This is a genomic window from Paraburkholderia strydomiana, assembly GCF_031456815.1.
Classification (GTDB): Bacteria; Pseudomonadota; Gammaproteobacteria; order Burkholderiales; family Burkholderiaceae; genus Paraburkholderia; species Paraburkholderia caledonica.
In genome coordinates this window covers 111,304-134,333 of sequence record NZ_JAVDVL010000002.1, presented here as the reverse complement: position 1 = coordinate 134,333, position 23,030 = coordinate 111,304, and the positions used below count along the sequence as shown (strand labels likewise).

The following is a 23,030-nucleotide window of genomic DNA, read 5'->3' as shown; positions in this document are numbered from 1 at the left end:
TCTGATCAACGGTAAACGGCGAGGCCCAGCACGCCGCAAACACACACGAGCAGGCTGGCCCGGAATAGGGACGGGTGCCACACGACGCGATACACGCCCGTGTAGGCGATGACGCGATCCAGCACCCAGGTGAGCACGGCGCCCGCAATGAACAGCAGAACGATCGTCGGCACGTAGGCGTCGAAAACGGCAATGTCACGCGGCATGCGGAACTCCTTCTGACGCGTCGGCTCGTGCGCTCATCAACGGTTCGAGCGGCGATTGCGGATCGAGCAACGCGGTACGAATGAAATGCAACTGACTCAGAATGCGCTGCAACTGATGACGCTCTTCGCGCGGCGGCGTGAACTCGGCGAGCAGCAACTGGACGGCGCCGATCGAGTTTGCGGTGGCGGCGAGTGCGCGCTCGAAACGCTCCGTACGCGGCCGCTCGAACAGAACGCTCAGCGCATCGCACACTGCGTGCAGCGAGACCCGCCACGGCATAGTCTTCGCATAGCGCGGGTCGGCGGGCAGCATCGCCACTTCGCGTCGCAGATCGATGACTGCGTTGCCCACTTCGAGCACCGAGAAGAGCCAGCGCAACGTGTCGCGCTTCGCCGACGCGTCGTCCTGCGCGAGCGCGTTGATCTGGAACATCAGATCGCGCGCGCCGCTCTCGAAGCGCGAGCGCACGCGACCGAGGCGTGCACGGCTCGCCACCGCGACCTGGCGTCGCAGATCCACGAGCAGCCGGTTGCGCAGCCACGGCGTGGACGGCGGCAGCAGCACGGCGAACGCGACCGACGACACCAGCATCGACAGCACGAGCGCGATCGCATCGTTGATAAAGGCGCTCGGGTCGTAGTGCATCACGTTGTCCGGACCGGCAAGAAAGCAGAAGAAGATGCAGTAGCCGACGCCGTAGCCGGCGAGCGCGGGCCGCGTGGTCATGAAAACGCCGAACAGCAGGAACGGCGCGAGCGCCGCGCACAGCAGCGGAAATCCGTCGATGCGCGGAAACACGCCGTACACCGCAAGCATGCCCATCACCGAGGCGACGAGCGTGCCCCCCGCCATCTGGAACACGGTGCGTTTCGGATTCGGGGACGACGACGCCAGCGCGCAAACGGTCGCTGCATTCAGCGTCAACGTCAAGCCGCTCGGCCACGCGGTGGCTATCCAGAACGCGCCGAGCACTATCATCACGAGAGCCGCGCGCAGGCCCGCGACGCCCGCGGCGATCGCGTTCGTCTTGGGCTGGTAACGCTCGACCCAGCGCTCGCGCTCGTGCGTGTCGACGGCAAGCGACGCGTAAGTGGCGGCATATGCATGCAGATCGTCGATAAAGCGGTACAGCAGTTCCGCGCCCGTGTCGAAGTCGAGCAGCGGCGCATTGGGATGCGCTTCGAGCGCGGCGCGCGTCGCGCGCACGCGGCGCGGCAACTCGGCCTTGTACGCGTCGAGTTGCGCGGCGGCGTGGGCGGCGTCGGCCGCGCTCAACACGGGTTCGCCGGACTTCGCGAGCAACGGTGCGATTTCCTTGAAGTACGGTTCGAGTGCGTCGATGGCGATGGCCGCGCCGTGCGTGCCGGCGTCGCGCAGTCGGTTCATCAACTGATGCAGCGCGTGAAAACGCGTTGATGCGGTCATGAACTCGCTGTTCAGCCGCGCGAGGCGGCCGCCGCGCATCCGCGAATCCGGTCCTTCGAACACGGCGACACTGCGCGCCGCCTCGAACCCGACGATGTCCGCGACGAAGCGCGCATTGGTCGCTTCGATCTGCGCGCGGTCATTGCGGCCGGCGAGCGACGTCGACACGTATTCGACGAACGCGGAGAACCGCGCTCGCACCGTGCCGCGCATCTGCAAGCCGGTGAACTGCGGGAAGACGAGGCCGCTTACGGCGCCCGCGCAGACAATGCCCAATACGACTTCGGCGACGCGCGTGAGCGCGCTCAGAAATGCGCCGTCGGGATGTTGCGAAGCGGGAATGCCGATCAGCGCGGCCGTGTATCCGGCAAGCACAAATCCGTAGGACCTGAAGTTGCGGTTACGCGCGGCGCCCGCTGTGCAGATGCCGACCCAGATCGCCGTCGCGACGATGAACATTTCCGGCTGTTGCGCGAACAGTCCGAGCAACGCAAGCGTCACGACGAGGCCAACGAGCGTGCCGCAAATCCGGTAGAAGCTTTTCGCGAACACCATGCCGCTTTGAGGCTGCATCACGATGAAGACGGTCGTCATCGCGGTGCGCGGTTGGGGCAGGTCGAGCTTCATTGCGATACCGAGCGCGAGGAAGCACGCGGCGAGCGCCTTGAACAGATAGATCCACGTGAGGCCGTCGGTGCGCGCCCATTCGGCGGCGGCCGAGTACCGCACGGCGAACGACGAAGGGCGCGGAGCGCATGAAGAGGGGGCTGACATGGCGGGCTTCCTTATTCGGCAGCCGGTGCGGCGTTGCCGGTGTCCGCATGGCTGGCCGCCGCCGCGCGCTTCGGCGTCATGTTCGCGGCGGGCTCTGCGTTGCGCTCGCCTGCCGTGCCTATCGCGGCTGGTGCAACCGCTGCTTTCGCGGCAGTCGCGTTCGACGGTTGTACGGCAGCTTTGCCCTTGCCCTTACCGTGCTCCGGCAGGGTCTGGTCCGCTTGCGGACCGTTGGCCGGATCGTCGAGCCCGCCGCCGAGAGCCGTGACCAGCGACGCATGCACGCCGAGCCGCTCGGCCTGAATCCTGGCCACACCTTCCTGAGCCCGAAGCAACTGATTCTGCGCGATCAGCACGTTGAGATAATCGGTCAAACCGCGTCGATAACCCTCACGCGAGAGGTCGTAGTTTTTGCGTGCGGCGGCGACCGAACGGTCGGCGTCTTGCGCCTGGGTCGTGAGCGAACGCATGCGGATGACCTGATCCGAGATGTCCTTCAGCGCGCCGACGATCGACTGGTTGTAGCGCTCCACCGCCTCGTCGTAACCGGCCGACGCTGCGCCAAGCTGCGAGCGCAGCCGGCCGCCGTCGAAAATCGGCAGCGACAGCGCCGGTCCGGCGCTCCAGCTATGCGAAGGATTCTTCAGGAACTGGAACAGCGGTCCCATTGCCGCATAACCGCCGATCGACGCGAGCAGGTCGATATCCGGATAGAACTCGGCTTTCGCAACATCGATGCCGCGTGCCTGTGCCGCGACTGTCCAGCGCGCGGCAACCACGTCCGGCCGATGCCCGATCAATTCCGCGGGCAGGGCGCTCGGCAAGCCGGCGGGCGCGCTGAGCGACAGCACCGGCCGCTGGATCGAGTCGCCCGCGCCGGGACCCTTGCCGGCCAGCGCAGCGAGTTGATTGCGGCTCAACGCGATGTTTTCTTCGATCGAGTCGATCTGGCGTTCGTATTCCGGCAGCGGCGTTTCGGCCTGGCTTACTTCGAGCTGCGTGCCGATGCCGCCTTTCATGCGCCGGCGGGCCAGGTCGGCGATTTGCTGCTGTTGTTGCAAGGTGGCGCGAGCGATGTCGAGGAGCGCGTAATTCAGCGACATCTCGATGTAAGTGCGCACCACGTTGGCCTGGAGTTCGAGTTGGGCGGCGCGGGCATCGGCGGCGCTGGCATGCGCGGCGTCGAGAGCGCGCTCGGCGGCGTTCTTGTCCTTGCCCCACAGATCGAGGTGATAGGACAGCGCGAGCGTTCCGGTGTTGTTCCACGACTGCTCGCCTGCGAGCGGTCCGGGACCGTAGTAGAGGTTGTCGGCCCACTTCTGACGCTGGATCGACAGATGGCCGTTCACTTGCGGCGACAGTGCCGAGCGCGCGACGCCCGCCATCGACATGGCCTGGCGCACGCGCGCCTGAGCGGCGGCGAGGCTCGGGTTGTTCTCCTGTGCGGCCTCGATCCATGCGTCGAGTTGGGGGTCGTTGTACGCGCGCCACCAGTCAGCGGCAGGCCATTGCGCGTCGGCGTTCGCCGCGCGAATGGCGTTGCCGGCGTCGAGCGACGCCGCGTCTGTAGCGCTCGCCTGGGGGGCGATGCCTCCGGTATTTGCGCAGCCGGCGATTGTTAATAGGATCGTAAGAACCGCGGCTGCGGTGATCCTTGTTGGTACCGGAGACTGCACGATTTCCTCCAAAAGTCGCTATAGAAGCAAGTTGCCAATTATATTTTTGGATCGATTGCGGAATAACCGGTAAAAATGCAAGGCATTCTTACGGACGTTGAGATAATCGCTCTTGCAAACCGTGTAACAATCGCTGCGGATTCTCAAGGAAAGGTATGGATACGCTTCAAAACATGCGCGTATTTGTCCGCGTCGTCGAAGCGGGCAGCTTCACGGGTGCCGCGCAGCACCTGAATACGACGACTGCATATGCGTCGCGCGCGGTGTCCGATCTGGAAGCGCATCTACGCACGCGCCTGTTGAACCGCACCACGCGCCGCATTGCGCTGACCGAAGCCGGCGAGCGTTATCTGCAGCGCTGCGAGCAGATTCTTGCGTATGTCGATCAGGCTGAAGCCGAGGCGAGCGACGCGCACGCGCGTCCGTCCGGCAAGCTGAAAGTCCACGCAATGACGAGCTTCGGCCAGCACTACGTCGTGCCGGCCGTGGGCCGCTATCAGGAGCGGTATCCGGAAGTGAATATCGAGCTGACGCTCGCGCAGCGCATGCCGGATCTGCTCGACGAAGGCTTCGACGTGTCGCTGACGCTCGCCACCGGCTTGCCTGATTCGGGACTGGTGTCACAGCGGCTCGGCAGCGCGTTTAGCATTGCTTGTGCGTCGCCGGCTTATCTGGAGAAGCACGGGGTGCCGCAAACTCCCGGCGACCTCGCGCGCCACACGTGCCTGCAGATGGTCACGCCGGTGTTTCCGCCCGACAAGTGGGCGTTCGACGGCCCGAACGGCGAGGAAACCGTTACGCTCGGCCCGGCCACTTTCCAGGTGAACGTGGCGGAGGCAATGGCCGTCGCGGTGGCGAGCGGCATGGGCGTCGGGCTGATTCCGATCTACTCCGCAATCAGCGGTTTGCGGAACGGCTCGCTGGTGTGGCTTCTGCCGGAGTACACATCGCAGGAAATGAATCTTTATGCGTTGTATCCGTCGCGCCAATATCTGGACGCCAAGATCCGGACATGGATCGAGCATCTGCGCGAGGAGCTTCCGGCGACGCTTGCGGCCGATCAGGAGGAGTTGCGGCAGTTTGCGCGGACGTGACGTTAGCGCCGCATTGGCGCCCCATCGGCGCCGGCAGCGCTCGCTGCGCCCGCGGCACTCGGATAACGCCCTGTTACATGAGCGCCGCGTCGCAACATTTCCTTACTTCTGGGCGGAAATCGATTTGATACCGTGTCGATGACGCTGCTGCTCGAGCCGGCACGTTCAGTTCGCCGCCACGATTCGGCAATCGCAATCACTGAAGGACGAGGGTTTCATGGATACGCACCTGATGATCGGCGTGGCCGTCATGTTTGGACTAATCGGCATTGCCGCATCTCGCGACCTGCTGCGCCGCCTGCGCGAACAGCAGCCGCAACTTGTACCCATCAAGATCGAGCGTCCGGAGACGGGCAAGCAGCGAGGCGGGCGGTAATCGTCTCGGCGTGCGTTCGGGCATGCGGCCATGGCCGCGCGAGCTGAACCGCGACCTCTGCCGCCGGGCTATATCTCGACGACCTTGTCCCACGCGAATTGCGGATTTTCCCACTGCCCGCTGCGCCGGTCGAAATAGCCCCGCGGATTGCAAACCACGCGTGTGCCGTTGACCGTGTAGTCGAACGGCGTGTGCGTGTGCCCGTGAATCCATAGTGCGACCGGCGTTCGGACGAGTTCCGGCAGGTGGTTGACGAATCCGGCGGACACGCGGTCTTGCGCGTAGCGCTCGGCAAGACTCAACCGATGCGGCGCATGATGCGTGACCACGATCGTCTGGCCGGCAAATGGTTTTGCGAGTTCGTGTTCGAGCCATGCGCGCGCATGGCGGTGCAGCGCGAGCGAGTCGCCGGGCGTGAAATCGCGCGATGAGTCCTCGGCATATTTCTGCGAATCTTGCGGCCAGTTCATCTGGATCAGTCCGCGGAAGTCGAGCATGGCGCGCCGCGACGCCTCTATCGATTCTTCAAGCGCTGCGCTATCTGCGCCGAACAGCGCGAAATCTGTCCACAACGTCGTGCCCAGCACGCGCCAGCGGCCCTGCGGATCGACGAGCGCGGCATTGTTCAGCACGTGCACGTTGTCAACCTGCGCGGCGGCATCGTGAAGTGCGCTTTCCAACGCTCCGAACTCGCCGTCGTAGTACTCGTGATTGCCGGGCACGTAGACCACGGGCACCGCGCCGTCGAAAGCCTGTGCGGCCCAGCGCGGCCCAGCCGCATGATTGTGGATGTCTCCGGCCAGCACGACGAGGTCCGCCTGCGCGTGCGGAATCAGTTCAGGCTCGTCGTTCTCCAGATGCAGGTCGGACAGCACGCGAATTTTCACGGATAGGGCTCCTGCGAGTGACCCGCGTCGACATGCGCGGGCTAGGCTTCGGCGTGAAGTTTCAGCTTTAGTTCGAGCGTAGCACCTTGCCCGGGTTCATCAGGTTCAGCGGATCGAGCGCGCGTTTGACAGCTTGCATCAATTGGACCTCGACGTCCGGCTTGTAGTGCATCGCCTCGTCGATTTTCAGCTGACCGAGCCCGTGTTCCGCGCTGATGCTGCCGCGATGCCGATGCACGCTGTCATACACCACGCGATTGATCGGGCTCTGGTACTGCTCGAGGAACGCCTTCGCGTCGACACCCTCCGGCGCCTGCACGTTGTAGTGCAGGTTGCCGTCGCCGAGATGGCCGAACGTCACCATGCGCGCGCCCGGCGCCGCCTGCTCGATCGCCGCGTCGGTTTCTTCGATGAAGTGACCGATGCGCGAAATCGGCACGGCAATGTCGTGCTTGATGTTCAGACCTTCCTCGGCCTGCGCGAGCGGAATATGTTCGCGCAAATTCCAGAACGCGCGCGATTGCGCGAGACTCTCGGCGACCACCGCGTCGTGCACCATGCCGTCTTCGAGCGCCTGTTCCATCAGACGCTCGAACAGTGCGCGCGCGTGCTCCTCGCTTTCGCTGTCCGACAATTCCAGCAGCACGATTTGCGCGTGCGGTTCCGCGAACGGATAGCGCATCTGCTCGAAGTGCCGGCCAACGAGCCGCAGGCAGAAATCCGACATGAGTTCGAAACCGGTCAGAAGCGGCCCGGCGACGCTTTGCGTGAGCGACAGAAAGTCGAGTGCGGCATGCGGCGACGCAAGCGCGGCGAGCGCCGTTACGCGTGCAGCCGGCTGCGGATGCAGCTTCAGCACGGCTGCGGTGATGATGCCGAGCGTGCCCTCCGCGCCGATGAACAGATCGCGCAGATCGTAGCCGGTATTGTCCTTGCGCAGTCCGCGCAGACCGTCCCACACCTCGCCTTGCGGTGTGACTACTTCCAGGCCGAGGCATAGCTCGCGCGTGTTGCCGTAGCGCAGAACGCCGGTGCCGCCCGCGTTGGTCGCAAGATTGCCGCCGATCGTGCAACTGCCCTCGGCGGCGAGGCTCAGCGGGAAGAGACGTCCGGCTTCTTCCGCGCGCTTTTGCACTTCCGCGAGGATCACGCCCGCTTCGACGGTAATCGTGTTGTTGTGCGGATCGATGTCGCGGACGCGGTTCAGACGCCGCAAGCTGACGACCGCCTGCGCACCGCTCGAATCGGGCGTGGCGCCGCCGGCGAGACCCGTGTTGCCCCCTTGCGGCACTACTGCGATGCCGTGTTCCACGGCCAGCTTGACGAGCGCGGCGACTTCATCGGGTGTGGCCGGGCAGAGCACTGCGCAGGCCGCGCCGGTGTAGCGGCGGCGCCAGTCGGTGAGGTAGGGCGCCGTGTCGTGTGCGTCGGTCAACACATGGGCGGCGCCGATGGCGTCGCGGCAGGCAGTGAGAAAAGCGGTTTGGGTCATGTCGGTCGATCAGCGGGGTTGGACTGCGTGATGTGGCGCGTGACGTTCATATTTCCGTGAAGGCGCGTGAAATTCAGGTGTCCGCGCCTGCAGGATGTTCGCGGCGCAGCTTCGCGGCGCGCTTTGCCGCCCGTTTGAATGGCGCAATATAGGCCAGCGTGCAGACAAAAAAGACCAGGGTTAGCACGGCTTCCAGCCAGCCGAGCCGCGCGCTCAAGCCACGGTCGCTCCAGCCGCGCACGACGCCTTCGGCAAAGTACAGCAGGATCAACATCGACGCCCATTGCAGCGTGTAGAGCCGCTGGCGCCACACGCCAGGCAGCGCCAGCAACAGCGGCAACGCCTTGAGCACCAGCGCCGAGCCGCCCGGACGCAGCGGCGCCAGCCACCATTCCCATGCGATCGACAACGCGATCAGTGCAACGAGGGCGGCGGTCGCGCCTGACGCGGCGCCGCGTTTTCGCGGCGTTGGATCGTTCACGGCCGTTCGCTCATGGATGCCGCCGTGCGCGCAACGCGTGCGCCGAGCGCAACGGCGAGAGTTTTCTCGTCCGCGGAAATGCCCTGTGCGGCACTGCCCGCGCGTGCGAAGTGCGATGCGCCGTATGGTGTGCCGCCGGTTTGCGTCGTGCTCAGTGCGCTCTCCGTGTACGGGATGCCGACGATCAGCATGCCGTGGTGGAGCAGCGGCAGCATCATGGATAAAAGCGTGGACTCCTGGCCGCCGTGCAGACTGCCGGTTGACGTGAACACGCAGGCCGGCTTGCCGGAAAGTGCGCCGGAAAGCCACTGCGGCGTCGTGCCGTCGAGAAAGTACTTGAGCGAAGCGGCCATATTGCCGAAGCGTGTCGGCGAGCCGAGCGCGAGACCCGCACATTCCTCCAGGTCGCGCAGTTCGACGTACGGTGGTCCTTCAGCGGGAATGTCGGGTTGGGTCGCTTCGCAGACGGTCGAAACTGCCGGCACCGTCCGAACGCGCGCCTGCATGCCGGGGACGCTGTCGACGCCGTGCGCGATCGCCAGCGCGAGTTCCCGCGTGGCGCCGTGACGGCTGTAATAGAGCACGAGAATGTCTTTCATAGGCCTCATCGGTGAACGGGTATTATAGGGCTTGGGTCCGCTCTACAGGCCGTTCCCAGCGATTCACAGCCATTGGTGGCCATTCGGCCAGGCTCGCGCCAGGAACTCCGCACAGTTCTGTAATGCGGTCCTGAAACACGGTTCGACGAAGCAAGGAGGCAGGTTTGTTGTCCAGGGTGCGTTTCGATCTCGACACGCTCAAGCGGCTCGCGCAGTTCGCCGCGAAGCGCAGCAGCGAGGACCGTATTCCGCAGGTGGCCGGCAGTCTCACCTTCACGACCATGCTCGCGCTGGTGCCGCTCGCCACCGTCGCGTTTGCGCTCTTCACCGCGTTTCCGCTCTTCAGTTCGTTCCAGGAGTCGCTGCAGTTCTTCCTCGCGGATCACCTGATGCCCGCGCAGCTGAACAGCCAGATTTTCAGGTATCTGAACCAGTTCGCCGCCAAGGCGAAAGGCTTGACCACCATCGGCATGGTGCTGCTGTTTCTCACGGCCGTCATGACCATGATGACGATCGAATCCGCATTCAATGTGATCTGGCGCGTGCGCAAGGCGCGGCCAATCGCGCAGCGCATCCTCGTGTACTGGGCGATCATCACGCTCGGTCCGATTCTGATTGGCGTGAGCCTCTCCATCTCGTCGTATCTGTTCACGCAGTCAATGACCTTCAGCGCCGCCCAGCGCATCACGCCGGTTATCGAGTGGGCGCTCACGGGTGCGGCATTGCCGTTGACGGCGCTCGCGTTCACGATTCTCTACGTGTATTTGCCGAATTGCCGCGTGGAATGGCGCGATGCGGTGATCGGCGGCGTGACCGCGGCAATCGCCTTCGAGCTCGCCAAGCGCGGCTTTGGCTATTACGTGCGCCGCATTCCCACTTACACAGCGGTCTACGGCGCGTTCGCGGCAGTGCCGCTTTTCCTGCTGTGGATGTACCTGTGCTGGTTCATCACGCTGGCGGGTGCGATGATCGCGTCGGCGTTGCCTGCAATCCGGATCGGCCAGTTTCATCGCCCGACTTTCGAAGGCAGCAATCTCTTTGATTCTCTCGAATTGCTTGCACGGCTTTGCGAAGCGCGCGACGCCGGCAAGCGCGGCTACACGGTGCCCGAGCTTTCACGAATGCTCCGCCGCGATATGGACACCACCATCAATCTGCTGCAACGGCTCGAACAGATCGGATGGATCGCGCAACTGGAGGAAGACGGCTCGCGCCCGCACTTCCTCTTGCTGGCGAACCCGGCGCAGATCACCGTTCAGCAGGTCTACGACCTCTTTGTGATCGATCGTGCAGAGCTGGAGTATCAGCTTCAGCTTGCTTCTACTCGCGTGGACGGCGCCACGCTGCTCGCGGCGCTGGAGAACGACAAACTCAAAGTGACGCTCGCGACGCTGCTCGCGGCGCGTGCCGCGGCACGCGAGTCGGAGGCCGAAGAGAACGAGCGCGGCGCGTCCTCGATGCCGCATCAGGCGGCGTAGGCGTCGCGCGAGGCGGCGGAGCTATCTTGCGCCGGGTCTACAACGAGATCTTGCCTACGCAGATGTCCTTGAACATCACCCAGTCGCCCATCAGGCTATAAAGCGGATGACGAAACGTTGCCGGCCGGTTCTTCTCGAAGAAAAAATGTCCGACCCAGGCGAAACCGTATCCGCAGATCACGGCGGCCGGCAGCCATAGCCAGTCGCCGGTGGCAAGCGCCATGGCGAGACAGCCGATGACCCCGAGCGATCCCACGAAATGCAGCCGCCGCGAGACCTGGTTGCGATGCTCGCTCAGATAGTACGGGTAGAACTCCGCGAAGTTCGCGAAGTGGTCGGTGTGCGCGGTATGAGCCATAACGCCTCCGGATTGCTACGCGCTGCGAGTGCACGCCCGCCGCTGCGAACGCTCTTTTGCTGAGCGCGCCTGCATGCCCGCGGCGCCTCGACGAGGACACGCTCGAACCATTGTGCGGCTATCGTGCGACTCGCGCAACCTGGCCATTCGGACGATGGCGCCAGCGTCCCGCAGCCGCTATCTTGAGAACTCGTCACGGCTTGCAAAGCGGGAGCGACCGGCGCGCAATTGCGCAGCGGCTAGCCCGCGTCGCGTGGCGGCGTACGAGCGAAGCTGAACAACGCGTCGAGCGTCGCGTCTGGCTGTTCGGTCATCAGTGCGTGACCGGCGTCGAGCGTCACCGTATCCACCGGTGCGCCTGCTTGCAGAAGCGCATCGGCCAACGCCTTGGCGGCTCGCGGCGGCGTCATCGCATCGCGCCGGCCAACGACGAGGCGTGTGGCGCAGCGAATCTGCGCGGCTCGCGCGAGGCCGTCGGCGTACGTATTGCACGCGGTGAAGTCGGTATGAAAGAGATTCGCTTCACCCTTTGCTGAAACGCGCTCCATCAACCGCTGGTTCATGCCGTGCAGCCAGAAGCCGGGTCCGGGGCACGAAGGCTTCGCGGCGAGCGTCGAGTGCGACCACTGGTTGACCATGTCGATCGCTTCGGGCTCGCGGTGCAGGGCGGCCTCCAGCAAGGTGTCGGATACCGCCATTGGCAAAGCGGTGGCGAGCAGAGCGAGGTGAGTGGTTCGTTCGGGGTAGCGGCCCGCGAAGTCGAGCGCGACAAGCGAGCCCATGCTGTGGCCGGCTACGAATGCGCGCTGCACGCCCGCGGCGTCGAGCAATGCGGCGAGCCAGTCAGCCATCGCCGTGACCGTGCGTAGCGCCGGGCCGGCGCTACGGCAGTGCCCAGGCAGATCCACGGCGAGCACGCCGAAGCCGTGATGCGCGAAGTAACGCGTCTGCAGCGCCCATACGCTATGGTCGTGCTCCGCGCCGTGGATGAAGACGGCGGTCGGCAGACTGGCGTCGAACGGTTTGCCGCCGGTGTAGGCGTAGGCTGCTTTGCCTTGAACGTCGACGATCATGCGGACTCCTTGCCGGGACGTGTAGCCGCGGAACCCGAGCCACGAGGTTCGGTGGAACCAGATTGCCCGCTTCGCTGCGCCGCTGAGCCAGACGCTTTCTGCGCCGCTTTCAGACCGCGTTTCAGGTCGTCGATGAGGTCGTCGGGGTCTTCGAGGCCGATCGACAACCGGATCGTGCCTTCAGCAATGCCGGCTGCGGCCAGCGCGGCGGCGTCCATGCGAAAGTGAGTCGTGGAAGCAGGATGGATCACCAGCGAGCGCGCGTCGCCCACGTTCGCGAGGTGAGAGAACAGCGAAAGTGCTTCGATAAAGCTGCGGCCTGCGGCGCGGTCGCCGCGCAGATTGAAGCTGAATACGGCGCCCGCGCCACGCGGCAGCAGCCGCTTTGCGAGCGCGTGGTCGGGATGCGTCTGCAATTCCGGGTACGCGACGCCTTCGACCGCCGCATGACCGGCCAGGAACTCGACCACGCGGCGTGTGTTGGCCACGTGCCGCTCCATCCGCAAGGGCAGCGTTTCGATGCCTTGCAGAAGCTGCCACGCGGCTTGCGGATGCAGGCACGCGCCGAAGTCGCGCAAGCCTTCGCGGCGAGCGCGCAGCAGGAAGGGAGCGGCGGTGCTTTCCTCGCTGAATATCATGCCGTGAAAACCTTCGTAAGGCTCGGTGAATTCCGGGAAGCGCCCGGAAGCGTCGAAGTCGAACGTGCCGCCGTCTACCAGCACGCCGCCGATGGTCGTGCCGTGCCCGCCCAGGAACTTGGTGGCCGAGTGATAGACGAAGTCGGCGCCGTGCTCGAAAGGCTTCAGCAGGTATGGCGTGGTGAACGTGGAATCCACGAGAAGCGGCACGCGGTGCTCGTGGGCGATCTGCGCGACGGTTGCGACGTCAAGCACGTCGAGGCCCGGATTGCCGAGCGTTTCGCCGAACAGCAGGCGCGTGTTGGGACGCAGAGCCGCGCGCCATGCGTCGATATCGCCGGGTTTGACGAAGGTGGTCTCGATGCCGAAGCGGCGCAACGTGTAATGCAGCAGATTATGCGAGCCGCCGTATAGCGCGCTCGAGGCCACGATGTGCGACCCTGTGCCCATTAGCGTGACGATCGCCAGATGCAAGGCAGCCTGGCCGCTTGCCGTGCCGATTGCGCCCGCGCCGTTTTCAAGCGCGGCAACCCGTTCTTCGAATACGGCCACGGTAGGATTCGAAATGCGCGAGTAGACGTGGCCCGCACGCTCCATGTTGAAGAGCGCGGCTGCGTGGTCCGAGTCGCGAAACGAGAACGACGTGGTCTGATAGATAGGCGTGGCTCGCGCACCGGTGGCGGGGTCGGGAGCGGCGCCGGCGTGCAGCGCAAGCGTATCGAAACGGTTGGCGGACATGCTGGTCGGCGAGGCCACGGACAGCCTCGCGAAAGGTGAAAGTGGCGGCCATCGTATCACCGGCATGAACTGCTTCAAGCGCGGTTTTCCCGATGCGTCTGCGCGCCGCAAGGCCTTTGCAGGGCGGCGTAAGCCCGCCGTGCCTTGATGGGCGGGCCGCTTTCCTTTTATGGGCCTTTCCGCTAGGATCGAAAGTCATTGATGCATCACCATGCCTAGCGGGTATTTCGGGAGACAGATCATGCGAGTCAGCGACATTCTTAAAGTCAAAGGCAACACCCTTTTCACGGTCACGCCAGACGCCACGCTGCACGACGCAGTCAACACCATGGCCGAGCACGACATCGGCTCGCTCGTCGTGATGGAGTACGGCGACCTGGTCGGCATGCTGACATTCCGCGAAATTATTCTTACGCTGAGCGAGAACGGCGGAAGCGTGGGCACGTCCACAATCCGCAAGGTCATGGACGATCATCCGCTCACCTGCACGCCTGAAACGGACGTCAACGAAGTGCGCCGCATGATGCTCGAACATCACGTGCGCTACCTGCCGGTCATGGAGAGCCGCACGCTGATGGGCGTTATTTCTTTCTACGACGTCGCGAAGGCGGTGGTCGAGGAACAGGGCTTCGAAAATCGCATGCTGAAGGCGTACATCCGCGACTGGCCGGAAGAGCAGGGGCAGCAGCCGGCGCGTTGATGCGCGGCCGCCCGGTGGCGGAGCCGCCGGTATTGCCGCGTGGGTGGCCGGACAGGGCGCCGCGGTGCTTGGGAGGGCCAGCGGTGGGGAACGTCCAGTAAAGACGTAACATCCAGGAAAGGCGTGCGCGAGAGCGCGCGCTTTTTTTGTGCGCGCCGTCATGGTTCTTCATGTGGCCTTTAGCCGCTTTTCCTGGCGCCTGCTATCGAATCTGTTTCAACGAACTTCATGAGTCAAAGCCCGCTGCCCCCAACGCCTCCCACGCCGCCTGCGCCGCCCGCGTCTGCGTCTGCGTCGGCCGCCGTCCACCGTGCCGCGCGCCAGCATGGTCAGCACGAATCGCAGTTCAAGCTGCTGGGCCAGCGCCGCTTTGCGCCGTTTTTCTGGACGCAGTTCCTCGGCGCGATGAACGACAACGTGTTCAAGATAGGTTTCACGTCGCTCGTCACGTTTCAGGCGGCGCGGTTCTCAGGCGTCGATCCGAAGACCGCCGCGTTCATGATCTCGGCGATCTTCATCTTGCCTTTCGTGTTGCTGTCGGCCACGTCCGGACAGATCGCCGACAAGTACGACAAGGCGATGCTCACGCGTTTCGTGAAGAGCTTCGAGATCGTCGTCATGTTGGTCGGCGGCGCGGGCTTCCTGCTGCATAGCGCGCCGCTGCTGTATCTGTGCACGTTCATGATGGGCGTCCATTCGACTCTGTTCGGGCCGGTCAAGTATTCATATCTGCCGCAACATCTGTCGAGCGAGGAACTGGTCGGCGGCAACGGCATGGTCGAGATGGGCACCTTCGTCGCGATCCTGGTCGGCACGATTGTCGGCGGCGCGGGCGCGGGTTTCGTCGAACATGGCGCGCTGGTTCTGGCTTGTGCCTGCGTCGCCATTGCGCTCGCGGGGCGCGTCGTATCGAGCTTCGTGCCGGTAACAGCGGCGCCGCAGCCGGATTTGCGCATCAACTGGAACCCGGTCAGCGAGACCTGGCGCAACCTCAAGCTCGCGCGCGAAAACCGCACGGTGTTTCTGAGCCTGCTCGGCATATCGTGGCTGTGGTTCGTGGGTGCGACGTTTCTGTCGTCGTTTTTCAGCTTTGCAAAAGATGTGCTGTCGGCCAACCCGGACGTCGTGACTGTGCTGCTCGGTACCTTCTCCGTTGGTATCGGCCTTGGCTCGCTGCTGTGCGAGAAGCTATCCAAGCGGCGTATCGAGATCGGCCTCGTGCCGCTCGGCTCGATCGGCATGAGCGTGTTCGCCATCGACCTGTTTTTCGCGAGCCACGCGCTGCCGGCCGCCGGTCACCTGTTGAGCGTCGGCGAGTTCCTCGCGCACGCCGCGCATTGGCGCGTGCTCGCCGATCTGTTTCTACTTGCCATGTTCGGCGGTTTCTACAGCGTGCCGCTTTATGCACTGATCCAGAGCCGCAGCCAGCCGAGCCACCGGGCGCGCATCATCGCCGCGAACAATATTCTCAATTCGCTGTTCATGATCGTCTCGGCGTTGATGGCGGTCGGCCTCACCTCGGCGGGTTTCAGCATTCCGGCCATTTTTCTCGTGACCGCGCTGCTCAATATCGTGGTGGCGACCTACATCTATTCGCTCGTGCCCGAGTTCCTGTTGCGATTCATCGCATGGTTGCTCGTGCACACGTTCTACCGGATTCGCCTCGTGCACGCGGAGCGGATTCCGGAAGAGGGCGCGGCCGTGCTCGTGTGCAATCACGTGAGCTTTGTTGATGCGGTCGTGATCATGGCCGAGAGTCCACGGCCGATCCGCTTCGTAATGGACTATCAGATCTTCAAAAACCCGTTCGCCGGCTGGGTCTTCCGTCATGCGAAGGCAATTCCCATAGCGCCCGCGCATCAGGACCCGCAGGTGCTGGCGCGCGCGTACGAGCGTTGCGCACAGGCGCTTGCCGACGGCGAACTCGTGTGCGTCTTTCCCGAAGGCAAGCTCACCCGGACGGGCGACATGAATGAGTTCCGTCGCGGTGTCATGGAAATCATCGCGCGCACGCCCGCGCCGGTCGTTCCAATGGCGTTGCGTGGCCTGTGGGGCAGCGTGTTTTCCCGCGCCGACGACGCACGGTGGCCACGCCCCGTGCAAAAGGGCGTGATGAGCCGGCTGACTCTGGCAGTAGGCGAGCCTATCGACCCGGCGCTGGCCACACCCGAGTTGCTTCAGAGAATCGTCACGGACTTGCGCGGCGCGCGGAAATAGGCGCGGTCTTGTCCGGAAGTCATAAGCCGGCGCGCGGCGTCGTCCCGGGCGGCAAGGGGCTGGCATAATAGCGTCTTCCCCGCATTCCTTTGGACGACGCCCATGTCCGGCAACACGCTCGGTACGCTTTTTACTGTCACAACCTTCGGCGAATCGCACGGCCCGGCTATCGGCTGTGTGATCGACGGTTGCCCGCCGGGCATGGCGCTGACCGAAGCCGACATCCAGCTCGAACTCGACCGCCGCAAGCCGGGCACGTCGCGCCACGTCACGCAGCGTCAGGAAGAGGACAAGGTCGAGATTCTGTCGGGCGTGTTCGAGGGAACCACCACGGGTGCACCCATCGCGCTGCTGATTCGCAATACGGACCAGCGCAGTAAAGACTACGGCAACATCGTGGACACGTTTCGTCCCGGCCACGCCGACTACACCTATTGGCAAAAGTACGGTATTCGCGACTACCGCGGCGGCGGCCGTTCGTCGGCGCGTTTAACAGCGCCTACGGTCGCGGCCGGTGCCGTTGCGAAGAAATGGTTGCGCGAGAAATTCGGCACTGAAATTCGTGGCTACATGGCCGCGCTTGGCGAGATCGACGTGCCGTTTGTCGACTGGGCGCATGTGCGCGAGAACCCGTTCTTCGTGCCGAACGCGGACATCGTGCCGCAGCTCGAAGCGTATATGGACGCACTGCGCAAAGAGGGCGACTCGATTGGCGCCCGTATCAACGTGGTGGCTTCGGGTGTGCCCGTCGGTCTCGGCGAGCCGTTGTTCGACCGCTTGGACGCGGACATCGCTCACGCCATGATGGGTATCAACGCGGTGAAGGGCGTTGAGATCGGCGCAGGGTTCGCGAGCGTCGCGCAGCGCGGGTCCGTGCATGGCGACGAACTCACACCCGAAGGCTTTGTCGGCAATAACGCGGGCGGTGTGCTTGGCGGTATTTCCACCGGTCAGGACATTACCGTGTCGATTGCCATCAAGCCGACGTCGAGCATTCGTACTCCGCGCCGCTCGATCGACAAAGCGGGGCAACCAGCAATGGTCGAGACGTTCGGGCGGCATGACCCGTGTGTCGGCATTCGCGCTACGCCTATCGCCGAATCCATGCTTGCGCTGGTGCTGATCGACCATGCGTTGCGCCATCGCGCGCAATGTGGCGACGTTTCGGTGAGTACGCCGAAGATCGCAGCAAGCGCGCCGTAAAGGGCGCGGTTCGCGCGTTTTAATCGCATTGCGCGAACTGCGCTTTTCGCATGAATCATCTCTCCAGCCAGCCGGCGGACAACATTCTCCCGGCGTTGCGGGCCCGCGCCGCGGCGCCGCACGCGGTCGCGCACGACTGTCTCGCGTTCGGCCAGACGCTGCTGCAACACGCGGGCGGCGACAAGGCGCTGCAACGCGAAGCCCTCGGGGCGCTCGTACGCGCGTATCAGGCCGATCCAGCCTGTGAGCCGACGCTCCTCCACACTATCGCGCAGACGGCCTTCGTCGTGCGCGATTGGGCGCTTGTCGAATCTGCCACGGCACTGCTGCTCTCACAAAACCCCGCCGATGCCAACGCATTGATCTGGCGGTCCGCCGCCGTCCAACATCATAACGATTTCGCGACTGCCGAGAATTTGCTGCGTGAAGCGGTGCGCCTCGTGCCGGGCAATCCGATCGCGCTTCATAAACTGGCGTTGTGCATCAAGGAGCAGGCGCGTTTTGCGGAAGCCGAAGCGCTCCTTCGTGAGGTGCTCGCGTTGTCCGCGGATAACGCACATGCGTTGTTCGATTTGTCCGAACTCCAGATCCGCAGCGGGCGTTTCGCCGGGGGCTGGGCGCTCTACGAGTCGCGCCTTGCATTCGCCAGCGATCTGAACAACGCGCAGCAAGCGCTCGCCGCGATCAGCGCACCGTGGCAAGGAGAGTCGCTGGCGGGCAAGACGCTCGTCGTGTACGGCGAGCAAGGCAACGGCGACTGTCTGTGGGCGGTGCGCTTTCTGCCGCTGCTCGCCGAGCGTGCGCGGCGTGAGGGCGGTCATGTGATCTTCGGTCACGACGGGCCGTTGCGGCATCTATTCGAACGGACGCTGCCTGCCGACCTGCGGCTTGAAACAAGCCTCGAAACGCAGCCTGATTTTCATTGCGGGTTGATGAGCTTGCCCTTGCGTCTAGGCATTGTCGAGGCGGCCGGTTTGGGCGCGCCTTATCTGAGCGCAGACCCGCAACGGCTGCAACCGTGGCAGCAGTGGGTGCATGCGTGTGTCGACGGCAAGCCCGGTAATCGCAAAGTGGGACTCGTGTGGAATGGAAATCCGGACCATATCCGCGATGCGCGGCGTTCGGTGTCGATCGAGCAACTGGAGCCATTGTTGATCGTGGCCGGTGTCACCTATTTCGCGCTGTCGCCAGGACGCGGCGAGACGGTCGCGCAATGGCGTGCAATGGGCTTCGACGTCGTCGATCCTACTCAGTACTTTGAAGCCGGCTTCGACGACGTCGCCGCGCTGCTGGCGAATCTCGATCTGGTGGTAACGATCGACAGTGGACCCGCCCATCTGGCCGGCGCGCTCGGCGTACCGACGTGCTTGATGATCGATCACGTATCGGCCTGGTTCTGGGGAGTGGGGGCGCCGGTTACGCCCTGGTACGACTCGATCGAACTGTTCCGGCAACCGGCGGTGGGCGCCTGGGCGCCGGTGGTGGCACAAGTGTGTGCGCGTATCGAAGGAATGGTGCGCGGCTAAGCGGTGGCCTTGGCGGGTTGCCCTGGTGGGTGGCCTTGGGGTGGCCTTCGCGGCTTGCCTTCGCAACGCAGAGGTCGTCTGCCTATGTTGCGAAGGCGAAGCGCCGCTCACATGTTCGGGTAGTTCGGCCCGCCGCCGCCTTCAGGTGTCACCCACACGATGTTCTGCGTCGGGTCCTTGATATCGCAGGTCTTGCAGTGCACGCAGTTCTGCGCGTTGATTACCAGCCGCTCGCTGCCGTCGTCGTTATTCACGAATTCATAAACGGCCGCCGGGCAGTAACGCGACTCCGGACCCGCATACGTCTGCCAGTTTACGTTCACCGGGACCGTGGGGTCTTTGAGCGTCAAGTGAGGCGGCTGGTTCTCTTCGTGATTCGTGTTCGATATGAACACCGAAGACAACCGGTCGAAGGTCAGCTTGCCGTCCGGCTTCGGGTATGTGATCGGCGTGCATTGCGACGCGGGCTTGAGCATCTCATGATCGGAATGCTGATGGTGCAGCGTCCACGGCACATTGCCGCCGAGCAGCTTCTGCTCGATGCCGACCATCAACGTGCCGAGGTACAGGCCCTTGCTCATCCACTGCTTGAAGTTGCGGGCCCTGTAGAGCTCCGTGTGCAGCCACGAAGTCTTGAACGACTCGGGATAAGCCGTGAGCTCGTCGCTCGTGCGGCCTGTCTGCACGGCTTCAAATGCGGCATCGGCGGCGAGCATGCCGGTCTTGATCGCGGCATGCGAACCCTTGATCCGCGATGCGTTCAGGAAGCCCGCGTCGTCGCCGACCAGTGCGCCGCCGGGGAACACGAGCTTCGGCAGCGACATCAGGCCGCCCGCAGTGATTGCCCGCGCGCCATACGACACGCGCTTGCCGCCTTCCAGAAAATGACGGATTGCCGGATGCGTCTTGTAGCGCTGGAATTCCTCGAACGGCGACAGATACGGATTCGTATAACCGAGCCCGACCACGAAGCCGACCACCACCTGGTTGTTGTCCATGTGATAGAGGAACGAGCCGCCGTACGTGTCCGTCTGCAAAGGCCAGCCGGCCGTGTGCATGACGAGCCCCGGCTTGTGTTTCGACGGATCGATCTCCCACAATTCCTTGATGCCGATGCCGTAGACCTGCGGATCGACGCCGTCGCGCAGCCTGAACTTCTCGTTCAGCTGACGTCCGAGATGCCCGCGCGCGCCTTCGCAGAAAAGGGTGTATTTCGCGTGCAGTTCCATGCCGAGCTGGAAGTTTTCAGTCGGCTGGCCGTCCTTGCCGATGCCCAGATTGCCCGTGGCGACGCCTTTTACCGAACCGTCGTCGTTGTAGAGCACCTCCGCCGCCGGGAAGCCGGGGAAAATCTCCACGCCGAGCGCTTCGGCCTGCTGGCCCAGCCAACGCGTGACGTTGGCGAGGCTGATCACGTAGTTGCCGTGGTTCTTGAAGTTATCGGGCAGCGCCCAGTTCGGCACGCTCTTCGCGCCGGTTTCCGAAAGGAACAGGAATCGGTCTTCGGTGACTTCGACGTCCAGCGGCGCGCCTTTTTCCTTCCAGTCGGGAATCAGTTCATTCAACGCGCGCGGGTCCATGACGGCGCCCGAGAGGATGTGCGCCCCGATCTCCGAGCCTTTTTCCAGCACGCAGACGCCAAGCTCGACGCCCTTGTCGGCCGCCAGCTGCTTCAGGCGGATCGCCGCGGACAAGCCAGCCGGGCCGCCGCCGACGATCACGACGTCGTATTCCATCGACTCGCGCGGGCCGTACTGCTCAATGAGACTTGCGGGGGTCATTGATGCTCCTCTTACCGTTAGAATGCTTTTTTCGGGATCGTATTGTGGGCGATGGTCTCTTGCACCGCAACCCGATCAGCAGAGATTAGCACGAGCGTTCTATTTATATGCTACGGTATTGACCCGAGCATGGGTCGGACCGCGACCGACAACCGTATTCGTAACTACAACCGAACAAGGAACGACAATGGGCCGTTCGATCAATCTGGAAGGCAAAGTCGCGCTCATCACGGGCGCCTCGAGCGGGTTGGGAAAGCGCTTTGCTCAAGTGTTGTCGCAGGCGGGCGCCAAGGTCGTGCTAGCGAGCCGGCGAACCGAGCGCCTGAAGGAACTGCGCGCCGAAATCGAGGCGTCGGGCGGCGCGGCGCACGTCGTTTCGCTGGATGTGACCGATTATCAGAGCATCAAGTCGGCGGTCGCCCATGCCGAGACCGAGGCGGGCACCATCGACATTCTGGTGAACAACTCGGGCGTGTCGACCACGCAGAAGCTGTCGGAAGTCACGCCGGCCGACTTCGAATATGTGTTCGACACCAACACCCGCGGCGCGTTCTTCGTCGCGCAGGAAGTGGCCAAGCGCATGATCATGCGCGGCAACAACGCGCAGAAACCTTCGTACCGGATCATCAATATCGCGTCGATGGCCGGCTTGCGCGTATTGCCCCAAATCGGCCTTTATTCGATGAGCAAGGCAGCCGTCGTCCACATGACGAAAGCCATGGCGCTCGAATGGGGCAAGCACGGCATCAATGTGAACGCGATCTGCCCGGGCTATATCGACACGGAGATCAATCATCATCACTGGTCGACCGAGCAGGGGCAAAAGCTCGTGTCCATGCTGCCGCGCCATCGCGTCGGCAAGCCTGAGGACCTGGACGGATTGCTGCTGTTGCTGGCGGCGGACGAATCGCAGTTCATCAACGGCTCGGTAATCGCCGCCGACGACGGCTTCGGTCTGGCCTGATCGCCGGCTTATGAGTTGACGCGCGATCACCGGAATCCGGCGAGGTGCGCCTGGCACTCGTCCCGGCGCGCCAGGCGATTAACGCAGTTTCGAAGAAGCTCTTTTACGCGCGCGGGCCTTCTGCCGACGAAACGTCTGCGCTATGGTGCAGGCATTGGCCTGAATGGCCACGGTTTTACCCGATTCGATCCTTGAGCAATCTTTTGAGAAGTAAGAAGAGCAGAAGCACGATGAGCGATTTTCACGCAGTTTTCGAGATGTCGATGCCGATCCGCTGGGGCGACATGGACGCATTTGGCCATGTGAACAACACGGTCTATTTCCGCTACATGGAGCAGGTGCGTATCTCCTGGTTCGAGCAACTCGGCCTCGCCGGCAGCAATGCGGATGGGCAGGGGCCGGTGATCGTGAACGCGTCGATGGAGTTTCTCAAGCAACTGCATTATCCCGGAGACGTGATCGGCCGCATGACCGTCGCGACGCCCGGCCGCAGCAGTTTCGACACGGGCTTCGAACTCGTGCGTGCAGACGATCCCAGCACCGTCTATGCACGCGGCGCCGCCCGCTGCGTATGGATCGACTACGCGGCCGGCAAGTCGGTGCCGGTTCCTGATTTGTTGCGCGAGACCATCGAGCGCGCCGCGCTCGTGAAAGCGGCCGAGCCGGCCGCATAAGTTCGTCGTTTATTTTTGCATGACCGCGCAGCGCGAGGCCTCAACTCTAAGGTCTCGCTTCATCGTTCCACTTCTTGCCTCGACTTCGCACAAAGCGGTGTCGCGCGCCGCGGCTGCGGCCGTCAATGCCCGAGCAGACGCTGCAACAGTTCGGTAGCGTTACCTGTATCGTATTTGCGCATCAAGCGGGCGCGATAAACGTCGACGGTGCGCGGGCTGATTTCCAACGCCCGTCCAATCTGTTTGCTGGTTTTGCCGGTCACCAGTTGGGCGGCGATTTCCCGCTCGCGAGGCGTCAACTCGACCGCCACGCGCCGCGTCGCGCTCAGATCCTCGAAAGTCCAGACGCCCGCCGCGTGCGGGTCGGTGCGTCGCTGCGCGCGGCCCGTCACATGGCACCAGAACAACTCGCCGTTGGCGCGCTTCATGATGCGGTCGTCGGCATAGCTGCCTTGAGCGGTCATGATGGGCGGGATCCGTGCGCCGATCCGCTCGAATTCGTCCGCCGACGGATACAGAATCTGGAACGACTGCCCGAGCAGCGCCTCGCGCGGACAGCCGAAGATGGACGCCAGTTCGTCATTGCAGTCTTCGATAATGCGCTCACGCGACAGCACGAGCCCGATCGGCGCGAGATGAAAAGCGGTTTGGTAATCCAGTGCGGGCATG

The 23,030-nt window shown here is 63.7% G+C and carries 21 protein-coding genes; 9 read left to right on the top strand and 12 right to left on the bottom strand.

Going from position 1 to position 23,030, the window contains the following annotated elements; genetic code table 11:
- Positions 1 to 5: 5 nt before the first annotated feature.
- From J2W46_RS06195 to J2W46_RS06185, 3 genes are read right to left on the bottom strand one after another with little or no spacing between them, the layout of a single operon-like run.
- Positions 6 to 206: a DUF1656 domain-containing protein gene (locus J2W46_RS06195; RefSeq protein ID WP_020069500.1), complete on the bottom strand. Its 201-nt coding sequence runs from the start codon at positions 204 to 206 to the stop codon at positions 6 to 8.
- Positions 196 to 2,406 (bottom strand): FUSC family protein, encoded by a 2,211-nt coding sequence (locus J2W46_RS06190; protein WP_310352219.1) that lies wholly within the window; start codon positions 2,404 to 2,406, stop codon positions 196 to 198. The genes J2W46_RS06195 and J2W46_RS06190 overlap by 11 nt, the downstream gene beginning before the upstream one ends.
- Positions 2,407 to 2,417: 11 nt before the next feature.
- Positions 2,418 to 4,082, bottom strand: a complete 1,665-nt coding sequence (locus tag J2W46_RS06185; protein ID WP_131319330.1) for an efflux transporter outer membrane subunit — start codon at positions 4,080 to 4,082, stop codon at positions 2,418 to 2,420.
- A 155-nt stretch (positions 4,083 to 4,237) separates the two neighbouring features.
- Between J2W46_RS06185 and J2W46_RS06180 the strand changes: the two genes are divergently transcribed.
- Together J2W46_RS06180 and J2W46_RS06175 are read left to right on the top strand one after the other, a co-directional pair.
- The gene (locus J2W46_RS06180) at positions 4,238 to 5,176 is read left to right on the top strand and encodes a LysR family transcriptional regulator (RefSeq protein ID WP_131319328.1); all 939 of its coding nucleotides are present in this window, start codon (positions 4,238 to 4,240) and stop codon (positions 5,174 to 5,176) included.
- 217 nt (positions 5,177 to 5,393) lie between these two features.
- A complete protein-coding gene (locus J2W46_RS06175; RefSeq protein WP_193610902.1) occupies positions 5,394 to 5,552 on the top strand; it encodes a hypothetical protein in 159 nt (52 codons plus the stop codon).
- A 68-nt stretch (positions 5,553 to 5,620) separates the two neighbouring features.
- On the opposite strand, the gene J2W46_RS06170 is transcribed toward J2W46_RS06175, so the two are convergent.
- The 4 genes from J2W46_RS06170 to wrbA form a co-directional block, all read right to left on the bottom strand.
- Positions 5,621 to 6,439 carry a metallophosphoesterase gene (locus tag J2W46_RS06170; protein WP_020069505.1) on the bottom strand — a complete coding sequence of 273 codons (819 nt, stop codon included), beginning with the start codon at positions 6,437 to 6,439 and terminating at the stop codon, positions 5,621 to 5,623.
- Between the two features lie 67 nt (positions 6,440 to 6,506).
- Entirely contained in the window at positions 6,507 to 7,931 is a 1,425-nt protein-coding gene (locus J2W46_RS06165; RefSeq protein ID WP_310352215.1) for an FAD-binding oxidoreductase, read from the bottom strand.
- A gap of 73 nt (positions 7,932 to 8,004) precedes the next feature.
- Complete coding sequence (locus tag J2W46_RS06160; RefSeq protein ID WP_310352214.1) at positions 8,005 to 8,412, bottom strand: DUF2069 domain-containing protein; 408 nt, start codon at positions 8,410 to 8,412, stop codon at positions 8,005 to 8,007.
- Positions 8,409 to 9,011, bottom strand: a complete 603-nt coding sequence (wrbA, locus tag J2W46_RS06155) for an NAD(P)H:quinone oxidoreductase (protein WP_020069508.1) — start codon at positions 9,009 to 9,011, stop codon at positions 8,409 to 8,411. The genes J2W46_RS06160 and wrbA overlap by 4 nt, the downstream gene beginning before the upstream one ends.
- A 164-nt stretch (positions 9,012 to 9,175) precedes the next feature.
- Here wrbA and J2W46_RS06150 point away from each other — a divergent pair, with 164 nt between their 5' ends.
- A complete protein-coding gene (locus J2W46_RS06150) occupies positions 9,176 to 10,489 on the top strand; it encodes a YihY family inner membrane protein (protein WP_084690157.1) in 1,314 nt (437 codons plus the stop codon).
- A 37-nt stretch (positions 10,490 to 10,526) separates the two neighbouring features.
- On the opposite strand, the gene J2W46_RS06145 is transcribed toward J2W46_RS06150, so the two are convergent.
- The 3 genes from J2W46_RS06145 to J2W46_RS06135 all read right to left on the bottom strand — a co-directional run bounded on the left by J2W46_RS06145 (position 10,527) and on the right by J2W46_RS06135 (position 13,296).
- Entirely contained in the window at positions 10,527 to 10,847 is a 321-nt protein-coding gene (locus J2W46_RS06145; RefSeq protein WP_027776586.1) for an Mpo1-like protein, read from the bottom strand.
- 239 nt (positions 10,848 to 11,086) lie between these two features.
- Complete coding sequence (locus J2W46_RS06140; protein WP_310352212.1) at positions 11,087 to 11,920, bottom strand: alpha/beta fold hydrolase; 834 nt, start codon at positions 11,918 to 11,920, stop codon at positions 11,087 to 11,089.
- Entirely contained in the window at positions 11,917 to 13,296 is a 1,380-nt protein-coding gene (locus tag J2W46_RS06135) for an O-acetylhomoserine aminocarboxypropyltransferase (protein ID WP_131319318.1), read from the bottom strand. The genes J2W46_RS06140 and J2W46_RS06135 overlap by 4 nt, the downstream gene beginning before the upstream one ends.
- A 241-nt stretch (positions 13,297 to 13,537) precedes the next feature.
- On the opposite strand from J2W46_RS06135, the gene J2W46_RS06130 reads away from it, so the two are divergent.
- The 4 genes from J2W46_RS06130 (at position 13,538) to J2W46_RS06115 (ending at position 18,942) form a co-directional block, all read left to right on the top strand.
- A complete protein-coding gene (locus tag J2W46_RS06130; protein WP_020069514.1) occupies positions 13,538 to 13,996 on the top strand; it encodes a CBS domain-containing protein in 459 nt (152 codons plus the stop codon).
- 228 nt (positions 13,997 to 14,224) lie between these two features.
- Entirely contained in the window at positions 14,225 to 16,213 is a 1,989-nt protein-coding gene (locus tag J2W46_RS06125) for an MFS transporter (protein ID WP_310352209.1), read from the top strand.
- 102 nt (positions 16,214 to 16,315) lie between these two features.
- On the top strand, positions 16,316 to 17,416 hold the full coding sequence (gene aroC / locus J2W46_RS06120) for a chorismate synthase (RefSeq protein ID WP_088173558.1): 1,101 nt from the start codon (positions 16,316 to 16,318) through the stop codon (positions 17,414 to 17,416).
- A gap of 50 nt (positions 17,417 to 17,466) precedes the next feature.
- The gene (locus tag J2W46_RS06115; RefSeq protein WP_310352206.1) at positions 17,467 to 18,942 is read left to right on the top strand and encodes a glycosyltransferase family 9 protein; all 1,476 of its coding nucleotides are present in this window, start codon (positions 17,467 to 17,469) and stop codon (positions 18,940 to 18,942) included.
- A gap of 107 nt (positions 18,943 to 19,049) precedes the next feature.
- On the opposite strand, the gene J2W46_RS06110 is transcribed toward J2W46_RS06115, so the two are convergent.
- Positions 19,050 to 20,723 (bottom strand): electron transfer flavoprotein-ubiquinone oxidoreductase, encoded by a 1,674-nt coding sequence (locus J2W46_RS06110; protein ID WP_310352203.1) that lies wholly within the window; start codon positions 20,721 to 20,723, stop codon positions 19,050 to 19,052.
- Positions 20,724 to 20,910: 187 nt separating this feature from the next.
- Between J2W46_RS06110 and J2W46_RS06105 the strand changes: the two genes are divergently transcribed.
- Both J2W46_RS06105 and J2W46_RS06100 read left to right on the top strand, forming a co-directional pair.
- Complete coding sequence (locus J2W46_RS06105; protein WP_006052429.1) at positions 20,911 to 21,687, top strand: SDR family oxidoreductase; 777 nt, start codon at positions 20,911 to 20,913, stop codon at positions 21,685 to 21,687.
- 230 nt (positions 21,688 to 21,917) lie between these two features.
- A complete protein-coding gene (locus J2W46_RS06100; RefSeq protein WP_020069519.1) occupies positions 21,918 to 22,361 on the top strand; it encodes an acyl-CoA thioesterase in 444 nt (147 codons plus the stop codon).
- Between the two features lie 122 nt (positions 22,362 to 22,483).
- Here J2W46_RS06100 and J2W46_RS06095 read toward each other — a convergent pair whose 3' ends face one another.
- A complete protein-coding gene (locus J2W46_RS06095) occupies positions 22,484 to 23,029 on the bottom strand; it encodes a LuxR C-terminal-related transcriptional regulator (RefSeq protein WP_020069520.1) in 546 nt (181 codons plus the stop codon).
- Position 23,030: the final 1 nt, after the last annotated feature.

Excerpts from the sequence above, each read along its gene's own strand:
- J2W46_RS06195 (WP_020069500.1), bottom strand. The coding sequence starts at position 206 with ATGCCGCGTGACATTGCCGTTTTCGACGCCTACGTGCCGACGATCGTT.
- J2W46_RS06190 (WP_310352219.1), bottom strand. The coding sequence starts at position 2,406 with ATGTCAGCCCCCTCTTCATGCGCTCCGCGCCCTTCGTCGTTCGCCGTG.
- J2W46_RS06180 (WP_131319328.1), top strand. The coding sequence starts at position 4,238 with ATGGATACGCTTCAAAACATGCGCGTATTTGTCCGCGTCGTCGAAGCG.
- J2W46_RS06175 (WP_193610902.1), top strand. The coding sequence starts at position 5,394 with ATGGATACGCACCTGATGATCGGCGTGGCCGTCATGTTTGGACTAATC.
- J2W46_RS06165 (WP_310352215.1), bottom strand. The coding sequence starts at position 7,931 with ATGACCCAAACCGCTTTTCTCACTGCCTGCCGCGACGCCATCGGCGCC.
- wrbA (WP_020069508.1), bottom strand. The coding sequence starts at position 9,011 with ATGAAAGACATTCTCGTGCTCTATTACAGCCGTCACGGCGCCACGCGG.
- J2W46_RS06145 (WP_027776586.1), bottom strand. The coding sequence starts at position 10,847 with ATGGCTCATACCGCGCACACCGACCACTTCGCGAACTTCGCGGAGTTC.
- J2W46_RS06140 (WP_310352212.1), bottom strand. The coding sequence starts at position 11,920 with ATGATCGTCGACGTTCAAGGCAAAGCAGCCTACGCCTACACCGGCGGC.
- J2W46_RS06135 (WP_131319318.1), bottom strand. The coding sequence starts at position 13,296 with ATGTCCGCCAACCGTTTCGATACGCTTGCGCTGCACGCCGGCGCCGCT.
- J2W46_RS06130 (WP_020069514.1), top strand. The coding sequence starts at position 13,538 with ATGCGAGTCAGCGACATTCTTAAAGTCAAAGGCAACACCCTTTTCACG.
- J2W46_RS06125 (WP_310352209.1), top strand. The coding sequence starts at position 14,225 with ATGAGTCAAAGCCCGCTGCCCCCAACGCCTCCCACGCCGCCTGCGCCG.
- aroC (WP_088173558.1), top strand. The coding sequence starts at position 16,316 with ATGTCCGGCAACACGCTCGGTACGCTTTTTACTGTCACAACCTTCGGC.
- J2W46_RS06115 (WP_310352206.1), top strand. The coding sequence starts at position 17,467 with ATGAATCATCTCTCCAGCCAGCCGGCGGACAACATTCTCCCGGCGTTG.
- J2W46_RS06110 (WP_310352203.1), bottom strand. The coding sequence starts at position 20,723 with ATGACCCCCGCAAGTCTCATTGAGCAGTACGGCCCGCGCGAGTCGATG.
- J2W46_RS06105 (WP_006052429.1), top strand. The coding sequence starts at position 20,911 with ATGGGCCGTTCGATCAATCTGGAAGGCAAAGTCGCGCTCATCACGGGC.
- J2W46_RS06100 (WP_020069519.1), top strand. The coding sequence starts at position 21,918 with ATGAGCGATTTTCACGCAGTTTTCGAGATGTCGATGCCGATCCGCTGG.
- J2W46_RS06095 (WP_020069520.1), bottom strand. The coding sequence starts at position 23,029 with ATGCCCGCACTGGATTACCAAACCGCTTTTCATCTCGCGCCGATCGGG.